Below are 18,587 nucleotides of genomic sequence, written 5' to 3'. Positions count from 1 at the left end.
AGGGCGTGCTCGTCATATGTGCTCGCGCAACATGCGGACGAGCACTGGTGGGATAGGAACCGGCCGCGTGGCCTTGTCTGCTCGCCGTTTCAGGGAGTGGATCTCATGGACAGCGCCGTGATCCGTCCACTCCTTACCTGCAGTCACCACTCCACCCTTCAGGTTCAGAAGTCCCCAGCCGCTCGGTGGCCGGCGGCACTGAGATTTCTGCAGGTGGATGACCTCCGCCGGACGCATGGCGGCGCAGTACATGCAGCCGAAGAAGGCGTACAGGTGAGGGCCCCGACCCGGTAGGGCCTTGACTGCGGCAAGCAGTCGGGCGACCTGAGCCGGGTTCGGCACGCAGTCGGGATCGACTTCGTCAGCGACTTCCGGTGCCGTCCGGCGAAGGCCGTTCAGCGGGTTCCGAGCGAAGTATCCGCGCTCGACGGCTACTCCGAACACCTCGTTGACCGCAGCCTTCTTTCGGTTCACGGTCTTCGCGGCAGCAGCCGCCCTGTCGGCCTTCCGGCACAAGGCGTCGAGCCCCCGCCGCAGTACGTCCGGCTCCTCCAACTCGCTGACAGGCAGCGAGTGGCGCTGCAGCCAGTCCAATGCGGCCTGCCACTCCTTTCGGGCATCCGCGTTCCAGGCATTCTTGTTGAAGGCCCACGAGTACAGCGCGCGTCTCAGTACGCGAGGCGCACGGTACACGGACCCTGGCTCAACGAAGGCCGGTCGGACCGTCGGGCGCCGGCTACTGGTGCCGGCCATCAGCAGGCACGCTGCGACGGTCGCGTGGCCACGACCCAGGCGCCCTCGCGCAGGATGTGGGCGAGGTAGCCGGTTGTGTCAGTGGTGCGGAGCCGGACCATGCCGATCAGGTCGCCGTCCAGGCCGATGCCGAGCACGTGCAGGGGGCAGGGGTTCGCGCAGCTGCTGGCCCTGCCCTCGCACACACCTACGGCCCTACACCTCCAACAACGAGCGAACCACGGCCCGGGCAGCTTCCTCCACGCCAGCAACCACCACCGCTGTCACACCGCACTCGACAAAGACCCGCCCGCCAGCGCGTCAACAACCCTGCGGGTCAGTGCAACTGTCCGCTCGACGCGGCCACCACAGCATCATCTGGTCGGCGACCGTGTGCAGCTCCTCGCGCGGCGCGCCCGAAGCTGCCTGGACGGCGAGTCCTTGGACGACGGTGACCAGGAGCCGTGCGAGGGCCGAGGGATCGGAGTCGGAAGGCAGACTGCCGGCGTCGGAGAAGGACTGGAGCCGGTCGGTCAGGGACTTCACTCCGCTCTCCCGGAGCCCGGTGAGGTACTTCTGCACCGAGACCGAGCGAGGGTTAACAGCAAGCGCACTCTGTGTGACCAGGCAGCCGTGCGGGGTGTGGTCGCCTGCGACGGCCTCCACGGCGGAATGCAGGAACGTGCGCGCCAGCGCCTCGGCCGTCCGCTGATCGAGGGCGGCCCGCATATAGGCCCCGGGACCGGCCATATAGCGTTCGACGACCTTCTGGAAGAGGGTCTCCTTACCCTCAAGGCCGGCGCACGGGAGACCAACGGGACGCTGACGTTCGCGTCCCGCTTGAACTCCTCGGTGTGCCGCTTTGTGTACTTGCTTCCCACCTGGTGCTACTTCCTCTGGAACCTCAAGATCCCAGTCTTCAGGTGTCCACGATCACGGGGAAGCTTCAAAGACGCCGGCAACGGTCCGGACCGCAGTGTGCTCGGCGATGTCGGACGAATAGCGCACCGGCATCGACCAGCCCGCGAAATCTGCGAACGAGGCCCCGAGTCCTTGTTGGACGGCGTACAGCGGTGTTCGCTTGGACACGAGAGGATGCTGCCCGGCTCAGGCACCGCGCCGCGGTGCCTGAGGTCCTACGGCTGGTCAGGCACTGAGGAGTTCTGTGGAGGTGGTGGCGGCTTGTAGGGCGTCGGGGTCGGGGACGATGCCGATTCCTGGGCCGGTGGGGACGGTCAGGTGGCCGTCGCGAAGGACGAAGGGGGCAGTGATGTCGCGGGTGTAGTAGCGGGCCGTGGCCGAGATGTCGCCGGGCAGGGTGAAGCCCGGGAGTGCGGCCAGCGCCAGGTTGGCTGCCCGGCCCAGCCCGGTCTCCAGCATGCCGCCGCACCACACCGGTACGCCGTTGGCCAGGCACAGGTCGTGGATCCGGCGGGCCTCCAGGTACCCGCCGACCCGGCCGGGCTTGATGTTCACGATCGAGCACGCCTCCTGCCGGATGGCGGTGGCCGCGTCCCGTGCCGAGGTGATCGACTCGTCCAGGCAGATCGGGGTGTCCATCCGGGCTGCCAGCCGGGTGTGCGAGAGCAGGTCGTCCGGGGCGAACGGCTGCTCGATCAGCGTCAGCCCGTAGTCGTCGAGCCGCCGCAGGTGGGGCAGATCCGCCGGGCTGTAGGCGGTATTGGCGTCCACCTGCAAGGGGATCTCCGGGCCGAACGTCTCCCGCACCGCTCGCAGCGGCTCGATGTCCCAGCCTGGTTCGATCTTCAGCTTGACCCGGGCGTAGCCCGCGCTGAGATAGCCGTCGACGGCACTGATCAGCTCGTCGACGGTGTCCATGATGCCGACTGACACTCCGACTGCGAGCTCGGTCCGCGTCGCCCCGAAGTACTGGGCGAGGCTGATGCCGGCGGTCTGCAGTTCGGCGTCCAGCACTGCCGACTCGACCGCCGACTTGGCCATCGGATTCCCCCTGATCGGCCGGAGCAACTCGGGCACCAGCGCGGCGGTCAGCTCGGGTGCCGAGAACAACCGGGGCAGCAGGAACCCACGCAACACCTCCCGGGCCCCGGACAGGTACTCCGCGCTGTACGTCGGATCGTCGTCGGCCACACACTCGCCCCAGCCGACGGCTCCGTCGACCGTGGTCACCTTGACCAGCAACGAGTTCCGGTGTTCCTGGGTGCCCAGTGAGGTCCGGAACGGCGCGACCAAGGGCAGGGCCACCTCACGCAACTCCACCTGCTGCAGCTTCATTTCGACACTTCCTTTCGTTGCAGGATGTACCAGCCCGACCGGTCGAACCCGTCGATCCGATAACCGTTCTCCAAGGCGCCACCGAGCGCCTCGCGCATCGCGGACCGCCAGCGCCGGGCGCAGGCTGGATCCCTTTGCCGCAAGGACTCCGCATCCACCGGGGTGGCACAACGCAGCACGCCGCCGGTCGCGGCGCGCAGTACTGGCTCTTCGTTGCCGTCCGGCTCGAGTACGGGCACCGCGGCGGCCAGGCTCGGCAACGGTTCCGGTGCATGCGACATCGCCTGCACCGGCCAACTGACGAACAGCCGGTCGGAGTCGCCGCCGTCGTTGATGCCGTCGTCCAACGGCCCGTAGAAGTCGGGCAGGTACGCCTCCGCGACCGCCCCGAGCCTGTGCAGGTTGAAGTAGGCGTTGCGGCGGATCATCGGATCGTACGTCCACGAGATCGACGACAGGCCCGCCTCGGCAGCCCACTCCCGCTGGTGCGACTTCATCGCCGCGCCGATCCCACGCCCATGCATTCCCGGTACCACGCCGGCCACGTGCGAGTGCAGGCTGTCTCCGACGGTTCGGAACCCGGCGGTCACGCCAACCATCGCCGTCCCGAGGTACGCCGCCGCGACGTAGCCGCCGGTGTGCGCGAGCGCGCACATCACGTCCAGGGCCAGTGGTGGCTCGGCGGTGTCCGGGGTGTTCCACACGGCACGTAGCAACGCCTCGGCCTGCTGAAGTTCGGGTACGGTCCGAAGCAACTGGATCCGGACGCCTACCCGCTCCGCGTCGGCGGATGGAAATTCGACCATGCGACGAGTCTGCTTGGCGGACCGCCCCGAACCATTGGCGTCCAGGCCCAAGTTCACTCTGCCTCCTTTGTGCTGATGTCCGGCAGCCGTAGCCGCAGCTGCAGCGCCAGCGCCAGCCGCAGGTCCGGATCGTCGATGTCGATCAGCTCGGCCAGCCGGCGCAACCGGTGCCGCAATGTGTTGGGGTGCAACGTCAAGGCGTCCGCGGCCCGTGGCACGTCGTAGTGCTCGGCGATCCAGCAGCGCAGCGTTTTCTCGTAGTCCGTTCCGTGCCGGGCGTCGTGGTCGAGCACCGTCGACAGCGGCTCCGCGTCCAGGGCCGGGCGGTACCGGAGCGCCTCGTAGACGTCGCGCAGGAACATCGAGGCGGCCAGCTCGTCGTGCCGTCCGATCTCCGCCTCGCCGAACGGTCCGCACACCACCTTGAGCGCCTGCCTGGCCTGACTCATCCCTGTCGGTATGTCGGCAAGGCCGGTAAGGGTGCGGCTGATCCCGGCCCGCCAGCCGCCGCCCAGGGTGTCCCTCGCCCGAGCCAGCACCGTCGCAACGATCAGCTGGATCACGGGCGCGTCGGACGCGGTATCGACCACTGCCACAGCCTGACCGTCCAGCGCTCCCGCAGCGGCTCCCAGCCGGTACGCCGAGAGTCCCATCCGCAGCAGGTCGCCGACGTGCTCCGCGGCCGAATCCAGCGACACGCCTCGCGCGTGATCGGCCGGGTTACTGGAGCGGCCGATCACCAGCACGGTCGCCGGGGCATCGAAGCGCATCCCGAACGAGTCGGCGAGCTCCCGGGTCGCTCCCAAGCCGCGGAACAACCAGCCCAGGCGCTCCACCCGTTGCCGACGCTCGGCATCCGCCGCGAGGCTCACCCGGGCCAGGTGGGGCGCGGCCAGCCGTGCACCCTCGGCAAGGACGTCTGGCGCCCCCTCAGCCAATGGTTCATCACCCTGTAGCACCCAGATGGTGCCCAACGCCTCACCACCGTCCCGTATCGCGATGGCGAGTCGCGGCCGGTACTCCTTCGGCTCGTAGCTCCATACCGCGGTATCGGACCGCAGGACAGAGGCGTACTCCTCGGCGTGGGTCGGATGGTCCGGCACCCGGCGGCCGAGGATGCCGTCGCGACGCGGGTCGTCGACCAACTGACCTGGGACCGTGGAGTAGGCCAGCACGCGCATGGACAGATCCTCGATCGCCACCGCGCCACCGGCGCGCACGGCTATGTCGTTGGCCAGGGCGAACAAGTCGACGGATCGATGGCCGTTCGGCTCGAACACCGGGCTCGTGATCGCACGCAGCGCGTCGATCAAGGTGTAGAGCTGTCCCCAGGAGATCTCGGTACTGCGTTCCAGGAGCGCCACCCCGGTCCGCTCGGCAGCCTGTGTCAGTGCTGCCGTGTCCGTGGTGCCGGCTCGCATGACCACCGCCGTGGCGTGTTGCTTGGCAGCCCATTCCAGTACGTCGGCGGTCAGCCGGCCGGGTACCAGTACGATCGCATCGGTCAGCCCTGTCGCGGGGGCGTCGATGTCATGGATCGTGGGCGCACCGACGGCGACCGCCCGGCCTTGTGGCAGCGCGAGCGGCCGTACGACGTCGGTTCCCAGGCTGTCGAGCACGACCCCGAGCGTGATCCCTCCCGGGGCGGTCATCGCCTCGCCGATCGCAGCATCCGGCCCCGCCGCTCACCGGTGAACTCACCGTCGACGATCACCTGTTCACCCGCCAGGAACACATGCACCACGCCGGTCGGCCGCAGCTCGGGATTCTCATAGGTCCCTGCGTGGCCAATCTGCGCAGGATCGAAAACCACCAGGTCCGCGACGGAGCCGCGGCCGATCCAGCCGCGGTCCGACAACCCGAACTGGCTCGCGGTGGCGGAGGTGACCTTCCGGATCGCCTCGGGCAGGTCCACCACACCGCCGTCGCGCACATAGCTGCCGAGGAAGGTGGGGAAGGTGCCAAAGGTCCGGGGATGGTTCGGACCGATCGGGATGTCGCTGTCCGAGCCGATGGCGACCAACGGATCGGCCATGATCGCCAGTACATCACCTTCGTCCATGGTGTGGCAGACGACATACGCGTGCGGATCGGCGATCAGCAGCTCGCACAGCACCTCCCATGGATCCCGCCCGGCCAGCACTTCGGCGAGCCGGCGCCCCTTCACCGTCGGATCGGTGTGCCGCAGGATCTGCATGTCCTCCGGGTGGAGTTCGCGCCACAACCCGACGCCGATCCCCGGCCCCGGCCCCTCGGCCGTCGCTCTGATCGCCGCCCGGGTCACCGGATCGGAGAGCCTGGCGCGCAGCGCGTCCACGTTGCCCTCGCAGGCCTCTGGAGGCAGCATCGCTGACATACTCGTGCAGAAGGCCCGGTACGGGTACTGGTCTCCACGTACGTCAACGCCACTGCGGCGGGCCTCGGCCAACTTGTCGAGGATCAGCCGGCCCGCGCCGTGGACGGCCCGGCCGGAAGCCTTGCAGTGCGACACCTGCAGCCTGATCCCGGCTGCTCTGGCGACCGCGACCGCTTCGTCGAGTGCATCGGCCAGCCCCTCGCTCTCGCTGCGGCTGTGGGTGGCGTATGCGCCGTCGTACCGGCGGGCGATCCGGGCCAGGACGGTGAGTTCGGCCAGGTCCGCGTACGCGCCGGGCACGTACTCGAGACCGCTGGACAGTCCGCGAGCCCCGGCTGCGAAGGCCTCGTCGGTGAGCGCGCACAGCCGGTCCAGGCCCCCCGGCGGCAACTGCTTCTCCAAGCCGGCTACCGCCAGCCGTAGCGTGTTGTGGCCGACCAGTGGGGCGAAGTGGTTGCTCAGCCCGGCGGCCTCCGCGGCATCGAGGTAGTCGGCGAAGGTCGTGAACGTCTGCTCGCCCAGCTGGATCGGGCTCAGCCCGGCGGTCTCGGGATCTGTCGGTCCCATCGAGAAGCCGCAGTTGCCGACGACCTCCGTGGTGACGCCCTGCAGCAGCTTGAAGGGCTGCGCGTCGGGCAGGAACGGAACGCTGTCGGAGTGGCTGTGCGGATCGACGAACCCGGGGGCTGTCACCAGGCCGGCCGCATCGATGGTCCGTCTGGCTGCCCCGAGATCCTTGCCCACGGCGATGATGCGGTCGGCGGTGATGGCGACGTCGGCGGTGACCGGCGTGGAGGCGAATCCGTCGTGGACCTCACCGCCGGAGATGATCAGGTCATGCATGGGCTGCCTTTCCGGTCGGCGCCGGTGGCACTGAGGCCACCAGGCGGCGGGTGTATTCGTGGGTGGGGGCATCGAGCACCTTTTCGGTGTCACCCGACTCGACCACCTGGCCGTGCAGGAGCACTGTGATGCGGTCAGTGATCTGCCTGACCACAGCCAGGTCGTGCGTGATGAACAGCAGGGCGGTGCCCAGCTCGGTATTGATGCGGCGCAACAGTTCCAGGATGTGGGCCTGGACCGACACGTCCAGCGAGGCGGTCGGCTCGTCACAGATCAAGAGCGCGGGACGCACGGCGAGCGCCCGCGCGATCGCGACCCGCTGCTTCTGGCCGCCCGACAGCCGGTGCGGCCGCAACCCGGAGTACGCCGGTGGCATGCCGACCAGCTCGAGCAGCTCGCCGACGGGGAGACGGTCATCCGGCCGTGCCTGACCGGCCGCCTCTGCCAGGGTGGCGCCGACCGTCATCGCCGGGTTGAGCGAGGTGGACGGATCCTGGAACACACACTGCACCAGGGTCCGTGCAGTTCGCCGTTGGCTGGTGGACAGTCGTCGCAGCCGGGTCGTGTCCGTGCCGTCCAGCAGGATCCGCCCATTGCTCGCTTCGACCAGGCCGAGCAGGCATCGGGCCAGGGTCGTCTTGCCGGAGCCGGACTCGCCGACCAACCCCAGCCGCTCGCCCGGGGCGATCCGGAGGTCGACACCGTCCAGTGACTTCACGTTGCCGTAGCTCTTGTGCAAGCCCTCGACCAGTAGGAGGGGGCCGCCTGACGACTTCGGAGGCTTGACCGCGATCGGCTCGTCGATCGTCAGGGTCGCGGACGGCTGCACGTCGTACCGGCAAGCCGTGTGGTGGGCGACAGCAACCTCTCGTAGCGGTGGACGACCGGTGAGGCAATCGTCTTGTTGCTGTCGGCACCGGTCGGCGAACGCACACCGGTCCGTGACGTCGGCCGCGCGCGGCACCGAGCCGGGAATGGCTACCAGCTGCGCGGAGGTGCGTTCCACCGCTGGAAGCGCGCCGATCAACCCGGCGGTGTACGGGTGGCTCGGGGCAGCGGCGACGGTGTGGCTGCGGCCCGCCTCCAGCACCCGACCGGCGTACATCACCTGGACCCGGTCGCACAGGGCGAACGCGACTCGCAGGTCATGCGTGATCAGCAGCACGGCCATCCCCCGGGCCGCCTGAATCCTGGCGAGCAGCTGCATGATCTCGTGCTGAATGGTGGCGTCGAGGGCTGTGGTGGGCTCGTCGGCGATCAGCAGCTCGGGATCCCCGGCCAGCGCTGCCGCTATCGCTACCCGTTGACGCATCCCGCCGGACAGCTGGAATGGGTACAGCTGGGCCACGTGCGGGTTGTTGATGCCGACCTCCGCGAGTCGGCGGGTGATCTCGGCGCGATCGCGGCCGGCACCACGAGGAAGCGACTCGGCGATGTGTGCACCTGCGGTCAGCAGCGGGTTCAGCTGGGCGAACGGGTCCTGCATGAGCAGGCCGACGCGTCGGCCCCGCACCTTGCGCAGCACCTTCTCCCGCGCCCCGATGAGTTCGGTCCCGGACAGCTGCACCGAGCCGTGGGCCAGCAGTGGTGGGGGCAGCAGTCCGGCTATCGCCCGGGCGGTCAGGGACTTACCACTGCCCGATTCGCCGACCAACCCGACGGTTTCGCCGGGTGCGACGGTCAGGTCGATGTCGTCGACGATCCGCCGGTCCCCGAGGGTGATCGTGAGCCCGTGTACCTGTAGCAGCTCGCTCATTCCGGAACGCCTTTCCCGGCGCTGAGCCGTTCGAAGATGCTGTCGCCGAGCAGGGTGGCCGCGATGGCGGTGATCATGATGAGCAATGCCGGTGCCACGGCCGCCCACGGATTGAGGTCCAGCAGGGTGCGGTTCTCCTGGATCATCAGGCCCCAGTCGGGCGTGCCCGCCGGCAGTCCGATTCCCAGGAACGACAGCCCGGTCAGCGCCACCAACGCGCTGACGAAGCTGAGCAGCAGGTTGGCTGTCACAGTCGGCGCCAGATTGGGCAGCAGGTGCCGGAAGATGATCCGCCGGTCCGGCAGGCCCAGAGTGCGGGCGGCATCGACGTACGCCAGCTCCCGCTGGCCCAGTGCCAGGCTGCGGATGATCCGCATGTCGACCGGAGCGCCCAGGACGATGAGGGCGAGCACGGCGATCGTGGTTCCGCCGCCGGCAATGCCCACCAGGACGATCAGGATGAGCAGCCCGGGCAGCGCGTACAGCAGGTCACTGATTCGCATCAGGACCGCGTCCAGCCAGCCCCGGTGGTAGCCGGCGAGCAGGCCGAGGGTGGTACCCAGCAGGGTGGTCCCGAGGGCGATCAACACGGGGGCGACCAACGCGGTGTGGGCGCCTGCCAACAGCCGGGACACCACATCACGGCCCAGATCGTCGGTACCGAGCAGGTGGGTCGCGCTCGGGCCACTGGGGCCCAGCTCGACGTGCTGCAGCGCCGGGTCGTGCGGAGCCAGCCAGTTTCCAAGGACCGCGGCCAGCACGATGATCGCGAGCGCCAGCAGCGCTGTCACCGTCAGGATGCGGCCGCCGGCGAGCCTGGGCCGCCGGCCACCTTCTCGGACGCCCGACAGGGTCGTCGTCGCCGCGCTCATGCGGGGGCTCCGTGCCGGACCCGGGGGTCGACCACCAGGTATATCAAGTCCACCAATAGGTTGACGCCGATGACCACTGCGCCACCGAGCAGTACCAATGCCTGGATCAAGGGGATGTCCTTCTGGTTTACCGCCTGCACCAGGAGCGATCCCAGCCCGGACAAGCTGAAGGTCTGTTCCACGAACACCGCTCCGGTCAGGTTCGCTGCGGCCAGCAGTCCCGCGACGGTGAGCACGGGCAGAGCGGCGTTGCGCAGGGAGTAGCTTCCCCAGGTCCGCATCCGGCTCAGGCCCCGGGCCCGGGCGAACGTGATGTAGTCCTGAGCACCGACATCAAGGGTGGCGGCGCGGGTCTGCCGGACCAGTACAGCCGCTTGACCGAGCGACAACGCGATCGCCGGCAAGATGTAGTGGCTCAGATCCCCGCCCCCGTACGTCGGGAACCAGCCCAGCGCGACGGCGAAGCCGTACAGCAGCAGCAGGCCCAGCGCGAACGGCGGGAAGGACAGCGCGACCAGCGCGACCAGCGTGACGCCCTGGTCGAGCAGCTTGCCGCGGCGCAGCCCGGCCGCCATGCCGGCCGGAATTCCGAGCAGCAGGGTCAGCACCATCGCGTAGCCGGCCAGCGTGGCGGTCACCGGGAGGCGCTCGGCGATCACCGACAGCACCGGCTGCCTGGCGAACACCGAGGATCCGAAGTCACCCGACAGCACACCACTCAGCCAGTGCCAATACTGCACCGGGAACGGCTCGTCCAGCAGGTACTGCGCGCGGATCGCGGCTATGGTCTGCGGGGTCGACGGGCGATCACCCAGCAGCGCTTGCACGGGTCCGTCCGGGGTGAGGGACAGCAACCCGTAGGTGAGCACCGACATCACCCCGAGCAGGACCACGGCGGACGCCAACCGCCGGGCAACCAACTTGGCAGTGTTCATCTAGGCCCCCACGGGCTTGATCTTGCTGAAGATGTTCAGCGTCCACACCCCGACGTTCTCGGTGAACCGCTTGTTCAGCGCGATCCCGGAGTCCACGCTGTACAGCGGGATGTACGGCGCCTGCTCGGCGGTCTCGGTGAGGATCTCGGTGACTGCCTGTTTGCGCTCCTCGCCGTTCTTGAGGCCGAGCACCTTGTTCACCTTGGCGTCCAGCTGGGGGGTCCAGAACTGGGCGAAGTTGAAGTCGTAGGGCTTCGCCCCGACGCTGGACACCAGGTCCGGTAGCAGCTCGCCCGGATCCGGGGTGGCGTAGGCCAGGTCGCTCAGTCCCAGGGTGAGTCCATCGTGTCGAATCCGTTTGGCGCGGTAGGCATCGTCGGGCAACGGGTTGAGCTTGAGCTTGATGCCGATCTTGGCCACGTCTGCCGCCAGCGCCTGCATCGCGTCGGCCGTGTTGCTACCGCTGTTGTAGTTGGCGGGCAGCTCGAAGCCGTTGGGGTACTTGGATTTCGCCAGCTCCGCCCTGGCCGCGGCCAGGTCGTACGGATACTGGGGCAACTGGTCGATCGTGCTCTGGAAGCCGTCCCCGTAGAGCGCTTTGAGCATCGGGTGGGTCAGGATCGTGGTCGCGGGTGTTGCCTTGTCGCCGACCACCAGCCGCTGCATCGCCTCCCGGTTCACCGCGTGCGCGATGGCCCTGCGGACGTGTACGTCCGACAGCTGCGCATACTTGACGTTGAGGGCGAGGTAGGCGATCGAATTGCCGGCATAGAACCGGGTCTTGACGTTCTCCAGAGGGTCCCACTTGCGGGTATCACGCGGCGGAACTTGGATGGTCCCGTCCACCTCCCCGGAGGAGATGGCCAGCCGCAGCGTCTCCGGGTCGGTGATGGTGGTCAGCTTCACCGTGCCGATGGCCGGCTTGGGCCCCCAGTACTTTTCGTTGCGTTTCAGGGTGACGCCCTCGGTGCTGGAGAACTTGGTGACCTTGTACGGCCCGGTGCCCAGGGTCCCGACGGCCGGCGTCCCCAGGTCCTGCGGGTGCCTCTCAGCGAGCTTCTTGGGCACCACTTGCCACATCACAGCTACGTTCGGCAGGAACGTCTGGGTCGGGGACTTCAGCACGACGGTGACCTCGTCCGGGCCGGTGGCCCGCACCGACTTGACGGCGGGCACCATGCTCGCCGCCTCGGAGGCCACCTTCGGGTCGGTGTGCCGCAACAGTGAGAACGCGACATCCTCGGCGGTCATCGGAGAGCCGTCGGAGAACACCACGCCCTTGCGCAGCTTGAACACGTACGTGACCGGGTTCGGCTCGGTCCACGACTCCGCCAACTGCGGGACCACCTTGCCGTTGTCGTCCCTCGTCACCGGCGACTCCAGGATCGCGAACTGCACCAGGGTGCCGGGGCCGGTGAAGCCATGGGCGACGTCCAGCACGTTCGGCGGGCTCGTGGTTGCCATTGTGAGCGTGTCCGGGTCGCCTGCCCTGCTGCCGGCCGTCGTGGCGCATCCGGTCAGCAGCAGGCTTCCGGTCAGGGCACCGCCGAGCAGCCCGCAGGCCGTCCGGCGGCTTGGCAGCGTTGGAGTCATGGGGAGTCCTCGTTCTGGGATGGTTCGGGTGAAGTGGACGCCGGGTGAGGGACACGTTGGGGCGGTCGGCGCAGAGTGAGCAGTTGGTGGGGACTGTCAGGTGGCGACGTTGAGGCCGGGTGGAAGACCCATGGGGGCGGTGTCGTCAGGCTGTCTGACGAAGCGCATCCGGTGGACGCCGTGGGTGCTGATCAGGAGGTCGTCACCGCTGGGACGCAGGCTGATCAGGCCGCCTGCGCTGAACGCACCGTCCGGTGCCGGTTCGATCGTCTCGACGAGCTCCAGGCCGAGCTCGAGCTTGCCGTCCGTGGTGACTGTCGCCAGGATGCCCAGCTCGGGACTGCGGTAGACGGCCGGTGGCAGCACAGGGCCGACGGCCGGCGGTGGACAACGCCAGTACTCCGTGGCGCGGCCCGGGCGATACACCGACCCGATCCGGAGGGTGCCGGCCGACACCTGCACCCAGAAGCCGGCGCTGTCCTCCAGGCCCTGCCAGCTGCCGTCGACGGCCGGCGCGAACTCGCCGGTAGGCGACCCACCACGGATCTCGATCCGACCATTGCCCACGGCGTGGATCCGGATGGTGAGGTCGGATTGCGGATCCAGCCAGTCCCCCGCCAGCTGGGCAGCGGGCTCGCCGGCCACCGGGGCCGCCACCAGCTCGATGGGATCGTCCTCGGGCAGCCCGGCGGCCAGCCGGAGCACCTGGGTGGCCAGCTTCGAGGAGTTGATCGACGAGTTGTTGCTCAGCAACGCCACACCGAGGTCGAAGCCCGGCATGAACAACAGCTGAGACCGGTACCCGGGGACGCCGCCCGCGTGGCCGAACGCCGGGTGGCCCGCGATCGTCGTGTGGTAGAGGCCCAGCGCATACGGCCACTCCTCCCCGTCTCCGGAGTCGACCTGCTGCAACAGCCCGTCGCGGATGTCGACGCCCAGAACCCGGCCGTCCTGCAGGAATCCGAACCACGGCCCCAGGTCGGCGACGCTGGTGGCCAGGCCGCCATCGCCGACCGCGGACTCCTCGGTGTCGGCGCGCCGGACGGCACCGCTGGTGACGTCGTACCCGTAAGCGAATCGCGGCAACGGCTCCTGGCTGTTCTCGCGGAACATGGTCTTGGTCATGCCCAGCGGCGTGAACATCCGGTCCGTGGTGAACTCCCCCAGCGTTTGGCCGGTGAGCCGGTGCACGAGCGAGGCGACCAGGACGTAACCCGTGTTGGAGTAGGAGAACTGGGTCCCAGGTTCGAAGTTGACCTCAGTCAGCCCTGCCACGAAGGCCAGCGTCTGATCCTGGGTGATCCTGGTCAGCGGGCGGCCGGCGATGGTTGTCAGGGCCAACCACTCCCGCAGACCGCCTGTGTGCCGCAGGCACTGTCCGACGGTCACCGGTACCGCCAACTTCAGTTCGGGCAGGTGGGTCCGGATGTCGTCGTCCAGCGACAGTCGCCCGTCCCGGCACAGCAGCAACGCCGCCGTGGCAGTGAACTGCTTGCTCATGGAAGCGATGTCGAACCGTGTCCGGGTGTCGATCGGCGCCTCGAACTCCACGCTCGCCAGCCCCGCCGATGCCTGGTGGATCAGCTTCCCGTCGGTGTAGATCCCGACGGCCAGTCCTGGGTCTCCCGGGCGCACCGTCAAGCCCACGAGCTCGGACAGTTTTGTTGAGATGTCCATGCGGCACAGACTCGCAGCCCGACTGCTCAGAAGGATTGTCCTAACCGGCAAAGTCCGCTAGCCCAACGTTGGCCGAAAGGACATGTCCATGCGCCTCCTGCCGTCAGGAGTATTCCTTTGTTGAGCACGTTCCTGGACCTGGAACTCGTCGACGTGCGTCCGCCGCCGGGCGATCCTGAGTTCCCCGTCCCGCGGCTGGAGTCGAAGAAGGCGCTTGTCCGGGCTTTGTGGGCAGCTCTACCGACGCTGCCAGGACGCATGGGGAACCGGGCCGGCGTGCTCGGTCGGGTCCCCCATGCGTCCTGGTGTGTGCGGGTCCGCGCATCCTTTGTCTCTGCCGCGCTGCTCAGAAGCCCGGCAGTGTCTCCGACCAGACGCAGACTGCTGGTACGTTGCCCGGGTTGCTGTAGCGGTGCGGCAGGGAGGAATCGAAGCTGACGCAGTCGCCGGGCTGGAGGCGGTGGTGGACTCCGTCGACCCAGTAGTCCAGTTCCCCGCTCAGCAGCAGGCCGACTTCTTCTCCCCCGTGGGTGTGCGGATTGGTGCCGGAGGAGGCTCCCGGGGCAACCTCCAGCATCATCATTTCGAGCTTGCCGCCGTGTTTGGGATTGAGGAGGGTGTACGTCACCCCTTCCACTCCCGCCCGGGTGAGTTCGACGCGCTCTTCGGGGCGGGTGAGTACACGGCGCTCCCGGTCGATCGTGTGGAACAGTCGGCTGAGTGTCGTACCGAGGGCGTCGACGATCGTACGCAACGTGTTGATCGTCGGGCTGTTCACGTCCCGCTCCACATTGCTGAGGTAGCTGCGGGAGAGACCCGTCTTCTCCGCCAGTTTCTCCAGGGTGAAGCCTTGCTCCAGCCGCTCACGCCGCAGGAACCTACCAATCCCCTCGCCGGCTGAGGACTCGGATGCGTCGGGCGCGCGCTCATCGTTCGGCACAGGCCCCTCCTCCACTGAACACAACGCACCATCCAACATAGTATTTGCAACTCGTCATAAATAATCTACGCTCCGTCGCATATACACGTCTCCCATCGCCCTGCGGCAACGCGCCGCGCTCGGAGGAGCCAATGGACCACGAGATGCCACGAGGCGGACACCCAACCGGGCAGCTGCCGGAGCTCCGCCTCGACCAGCAGGTGCTGGAGCACAACGTCCGGCTCATGGCGGCCTGGTGCCGCGATCACCACGTCGAGCTGGCCCCGCACATCAAGACCACCATGACGCGTTCCATCGTCGAACGGCAGCTGGCCGCGGGGGCATGGGGTGTCACGGTCGCCACCGTGACGCAGGCCCGGATCGCCCTTGGGTGGGGAGCGCGGCGTGTGATCATTGCGAACCAGGTGGTCCACCCCCACGACCTCTCCCTGCTGCGCCGGTGGCTCGACGAGGTATCAGAACTGGAGCTGTACTGCTTCGTCGACTCCTCGGCCGGTATCGCCCTCGCCCAGCCGCTCATGGGCGGCGCACGCGCCCCCCTGCGCGTCCTGATCGACGTCGGAACGGACGCAGGCCGCACAGGCGTGAAGGGACCGGCCGAGGCGGCTGACCTGGCCAGGGCCGTCCGGGCAGCGCCCGGACTCCTCCTTGCCGGCGTCGCCGGCTACGAAGGCGTCCGGCCCAACCGGAGGGATACCACCACCCTTGCGGCCGTCGACGAGCACTGCCATCGGACGATCACGGTGTTCCGCAGCCTCACCGCGCTCTTCGAGACCACGCAGCCCGTCTTCAGCATGGGCGGCTCGGCTTTCCCCGACCGGGTCGTCCATGCCCTGGCCAAAGCCGCACGCCACCCCGGGGACCTGCCGATGGTGCCCGTTCTGCGGTCAGGCTGCTACGTCACCCATGACCACGGCACATACGAACATGTCTCCCGACTGCCTGGCCTGAAAGCGGCGCTGACCGTGCGCGCGGTCGTGCTCTCCACCCCGGAACCAGGGCGAGCCGTCGTCGGCGCCGGGAAACGCGAGCTGCCCTACGACGCCGGCCTGCCCGTACTCATCGCCGCCCGCGATCCACACGGCGCACGGCGACCCGCCGCCGCAGCGACCGCGGACCAGATCTACGACCACCACCTTGTCCTCACCGATGTACACAATCTGCACGTCGGCGACGAGGTCGACCTCGGGATCTCCCACCCCTGCTCCGCCTTCGACCGCTGGCCCGACATCACCGTGGTCGACAGCCAAGGTCACACGCGTGACGTGTGGCATCCCCAATTCCGCTGATCACAGCCGCCAACCGGCTGTCACCTGACGATCACCGGTTGCTGGGTGCCATCGCTCTGCCTCTGCTTCGGCCGCGGCTGAACGGTGGGGCAAGCCATCGGATGACGTAAGCGCGGTACCGCACACCGCCCCGACCCGCTCCTATGCCGTGCGCCGGAGCAGCAACACCTTGTCCCCTATCTGATGGAGCACTGCCATGTCTGTCCCCAGCGGCATCCAGACTGAACTCGATCTCGGCTCGGATCTCGTCGAGTTGACACGCGCGTTGGTCGACATACCGTCCGAGAGCGGTGAGGAGGCGACACTCGCCAACGGGGTGGAGCGTGCTTTGCGGACTCTGTCCCATCTGACGGTCGATCGGATCGGCAACTCCGTGGTCGCCCGCACCGAGCTGGGACGAGCCGAGCGCGTAGTGATCGCCGGGCACCTGGACACTGTCCCGCCATGCGACAATCTGCCTTCTCGTCTCGCGGACGGGTTGCTGCACGGGCTCGGTGCATGCGACATGAAGGGCGGGGTCGCTGTGGCCCTGCACACCGCGGCGACCATCGCAACACCGGTCCGGGACGTCACCTACGTCTTCTACGAGTGTGAGGAGACATCTGACGACCGCAACGGCCTGGGCAGGATCGCCGCCGAGCGCCCAGACCTCCTCGACGCCGATCTGGCAATCCTTATGGAGCCCTCCAATGGCACGGTGGAGGGCGGCTGTCAGGGCTTCCTCACGGCGGACATAGTCGTACGGGGAAGGCGGGCGCACACGGCCCGGCCGTGGATGGGCGTCAACGCGGCGCACCTCGCGGGTGATGTGCTGCGCAGACTGGCGGAGCACATCGCTGAGGAGGTGGTCATCGATGGGCTGGTGTACCGGGAGGGGCTGAGCGCCGTGGCGGTGCGGTCAGGGGTCGCCGGCAACGTGGTCCCTGACGTGTGCGTGGTCACGGTCAATCTGCGCTACGCGCCCAGCCGTACCACTGCGGAGGCAGAGGCGTACGTGCGTGAGCTCTTTTCCGAGTACGAGGTCGAGGTGACCGAGGTGTTGCCGGGCGCCCTGCCGGGGCTCGACCGGCCCGCCGCCGCGTCGCTGCTCGCGCGGCTCGGCACCGAGCCGCAGGCGAAACTTGGCTGGACCGATGTCGCCCGCTTCGCTGCGGCAGGCGTGCCTGCCCTGAACTTCGGTCCAGGCGACCCGTCTTTGGCCCACACACCTGGTGAGTACGTTGAGGTCTCCCAACTGCGTGAAGTCCACCACTCCCTTCGGGACTGGCTCATCGGTTGATCCTCACAGTCAACATCTGTCCGGGACGCTCAGCCGCCTACCCGCAGTCGGGCCAGCGTTCATAGGTGCAGCCGGGGGACGAGCATCTCGTCGGGATCGGTACGGTCGATGGAGAGGTGAAGCTGGGCCTGCTTGAGCCGATACCGGCATGTGTGGGGATGCACAGCGCGCAGTCTCGGGTCTCGCTGCGCCAGCCATGTCGCAGCCCGTGTCGAAGCAGCAGACGAGGGACTTGGCGTAGTCGGTACCGTGCTGCTCGTCGTAGGCGAGAAGATCCTGCCATCGCCCGGTCGCCAGATCGGCTCGGCGGGACAGGATCTCGGCGAGCCGTAGCAGGGTCACCCGAGGTCGTACGTCCTCGATGGTGGCCACGCTACGGTTCTCGTCCAAGACCATCAGGACATGATCGGCATCGTCGCGTGAGCGGGGAACGTACGCCAGGCCCGTGACCGCGCTGCCCAGTCCGGCCCTTACGGACATGCGCAAGGCATGGGTGGCCTGGCGGGTGATGTCTTCGACGAGCTGGCGCTGCCGTCCGCCATCGGCGCCGGCATCGGGGAGCAGCGCGTACACCACGTTGTCGACAACAACGCAGGCGTGCCGCCCGTAGCGGGCCTCGCACTGGAGCCGCACGTGGTCGAGCGGACGAAGCGTCGCCTGTGCTCCGTCGGCGGAGGCCACGGTGGGGTCGTCGACCGCAAACGCCACGACGCGGACCGGGCTGTCCTCACCAACCGGCAGGCGCGAGCCGCAGCACACGGGGCGTCCGGGCGAGTACTGCGGCACCAAGTGCCGACAGGCAGCCACGCTGAACGCCACAAAGCCCCACCCCCAGCATCTCCGACTTCGACCACGCCCTCCTGCGCGAACCGGACGCCGCATGCGCGAATCGACCAGCTGACCCCGGCCGTGGTGGGCCGCACAAAACGCCTGGGCGCGTAGTGGGAAGTGCTGGGCCAGCTGCTCGGCATGAAACATTCCGCAGGCGACGTCGTTCTTGCCGATCGCTGGGGTGGGTCTGTCCCAGCCGTCGGCGGGGCGTTCGCCGCTTCGACCGTTCCGCGTCGTAGCCGGTCTCGAGTACGGCGTGCACGTGCGCGAGTAGGGCCTACGTCTGTGTCTTGGCTCCCGGCCGGTGACTCCCTCCAGGGGGTTTCTCCGGCGCTCTGCGGAGTCCTTCGCCGGGCAGCCACACGTCGGGCCCCGAGGTTTCCGCAGGACAGAGGGGGGGCTGGCCATACCATCGACCGACC

The 18,587-nt window shown here is 68.3% G+C and carries 17 protein-coding genes; 2 read left to right on the top strand and 15 right to left on the bottom strand.

Annotated elements, in window-relative coordinates; translation table 11 throughout:
- Window positions 1-12 precede the first annotated feature (12 nt).
- The 14 genes from ACF1B9_RS12170 to ACF1B9_RS12105 all read right to left on the bottom strand — a co-directional run bounded on the left by ACF1B9_RS12170 (window position 13) and on the right by ACF1B9_RS12105 (window position 14,766).
- A complete protein-coding gene (locus ACF1B9_RS12170; RefSeq protein WP_391744408.1) occupies window positions 13-594 on the bottom strand; it encodes a hypothetical protein in 582 nt (193 codons plus the stop codon).
- A gap of 158 nt (window positions 595-752) precedes the next feature.
- Window positions 753-938, bottom strand: coding sequence for a hypothetical protein (locus tag ACF1B9_RS12165; RefSeq protein ID WP_391744410.1), 186 nt, complete (start codon window positions 936-938; stop codon window positions 753-755).
- Between the two features lie 115 nt (window positions 939-1,053).
- Entirely contained in the window at window positions 1,054-1,482 is a 429-nt protein-coding gene (locus tag ACF1B9_RS12160) for a TetR family transcriptional regulator C-terminal domain-containing protein (RefSeq protein ID WP_391744412.1), read from the bottom strand.
- Window positions 1,483-1,665: 183 nt separating this feature from the next.
- On the bottom strand, window positions 1,666-1,821 hold the full coding sequence (locus tag ACF1B9_RS12155) for a hypothetical protein (protein ID WP_391744414.1): 156 nt from the start codon (window positions 1,819-1,821) through the stop codon (window positions 1,666-1,668).
- Window positions 1,822-1,878: 57 nt separating this feature from the next.
- Entirely contained in the window at window positions 1,879-2,988 is a 1,110-nt protein-coding gene (menC, locus tag ACF1B9_RS12150; protein ID WP_391744415.1) for an o-succinylbenzoate synthase, read from the bottom strand.
- Window positions 2,985-3,851, bottom strand: coding sequence for a GNAT family N-acetyltransferase (locus tag ACF1B9_RS12145; protein WP_391744416.1), 867 nt, complete (start codon window positions 3,849-3,851; stop codon window positions 2,985-2,987). The genes menC and ACF1B9_RS12145 overlap by 4 nt, the downstream gene beginning before the upstream one ends.
- Window positions 3,848-5,413, bottom strand: a complete 1,566-nt coding sequence (locus ACF1B9_RS12140; RefSeq protein WP_391744418.1) for a PucR family transcriptional regulator — start codon at window positions 5,411-5,413, stop codon at window positions 3,848-3,850. The genes ACF1B9_RS12145 and ACF1B9_RS12140 overlap by 4 nt, the downstream gene beginning before the upstream one ends.
- A 29-nt stretch (window positions 5,414-5,442) precedes the next feature.
- Entirely contained in the window at window positions 5,443-6,993 is a 1,551-nt protein-coding gene (locus ACF1B9_RS12135; RefSeq protein ID WP_391744419.1) for an amidohydrolase family protein, read from the bottom strand.
- On the bottom strand, window positions 6,986-8,749 hold the full coding sequence (locus ACF1B9_RS12130) for a dipeptide ABC transporter ATP-binding protein (protein WP_391744420.1): 1,764 nt from the start codon (window positions 8,747-8,749) through the stop codon (window positions 6,986-6,988). The genes ACF1B9_RS12135 and ACF1B9_RS12130 overlap by 8 nt, the downstream gene beginning before the upstream one ends.
- Window positions 8,746-9,621, bottom strand: coding sequence for an ABC transporter permease (locus tag ACF1B9_RS12125; protein ID WP_391744421.1), 876 nt, complete (start codon window positions 9,619-9,621; stop codon window positions 8,746-8,748). Before ACF1B9_RS12125 ends, ACF1B9_RS12130 begins: the two co-directional genes overlap by 4 nt.
- Window positions 9,618-10,556 carry an ABC transporter permease gene (locus ACF1B9_RS12120; RefSeq protein WP_391744423.1) on the bottom strand — a complete coding sequence of 313 codons (939 nt, stop codon included), beginning with the start codon at window positions 10,554-10,556 and terminating at the stop codon, window positions 9,618-9,620. The genes ACF1B9_RS12125 and ACF1B9_RS12120 overlap by 4 nt, the downstream gene beginning before the upstream one ends.
- Window positions 10,557-12,149 (bottom strand): ABC transporter substrate-binding protein, encoded by a 1,593-nt coding sequence (locus tag ACF1B9_RS12115; protein WP_391744425.1) that lies wholly within the window; start codon window positions 12,147-12,149, stop codon window positions 10,557-10,559.
- Between the two features lie 96 nt (window positions 12,150-12,245).
- Window positions 12,246-13,826 (bottom strand): serine hydrolase domain-containing protein, encoded by a 1,581-nt coding sequence (locus ACF1B9_RS12110; RefSeq protein WP_391744426.1) that lies wholly within the window; start codon window positions 13,824-13,826, stop codon window positions 12,246-12,248.
- Between the two features lie 346 nt (window positions 13,827-14,172).
- Complete coding sequence (locus ACF1B9_RS12105; protein WP_391744428.1) at window positions 14,173-14,766, bottom strand: cupin domain-containing protein; 594 nt, start codon at window positions 14,764-14,766, stop codon at window positions 14,173-14,175.
- A 131-nt stretch (window positions 14,767-14,897) separates the two neighbouring features.
- Here ACF1B9_RS12105 and ACF1B9_RS12100 point away from each other — a divergent pair, with 131 nt between their 5' ends.
- A complete protein-coding gene (locus tag ACF1B9_RS12100; RefSeq protein ID WP_391744430.1) occupies window positions 14,898-16,055 on the top strand; it encodes an alanine racemase in 1,158 nt (385 codons plus the stop codon).
- A gap of 196 nt (window positions 16,056-16,251) precedes the next feature.
- Window positions 16,252-17,334, top strand: coding sequence for a succinyl-diaminopimelate desuccinylase (gene dapE, locus ACF1B9_RS12095; protein WP_391744431.1), 1,083 nt, complete (start codon window positions 16,252-16,254; stop codon window positions 17,332-17,334).
- 9 nt (window positions 17,335-17,343) lie between these two features.
- Here the strand turns inward: dapE and ACF1B9_RS12090 are convergent, their stop codons facing one another.
- Window positions 17,344-18,153, bottom strand: a complete 810-nt coding sequence (locus ACF1B9_RS12090) for a hypothetical protein (protein WP_391744432.1) — start codon at window positions 18,151-18,153, stop codon at window positions 17,344-17,346.
- Between the last annotated feature and the right edge of the window lie 434 nt (window positions 18,154-18,587).

It is taken from the genome of Streptomyces sp. NPDC014727 (assembly GCF_043083485.1).
GTDB lineage: Bacteria > Actinomycetota > Actinomycetes > Streptomycetales > Streptomycetaceae > Streptomyces.
This window is presented reverse-complemented; position numbering and strand designations above follow the sequence as displayed.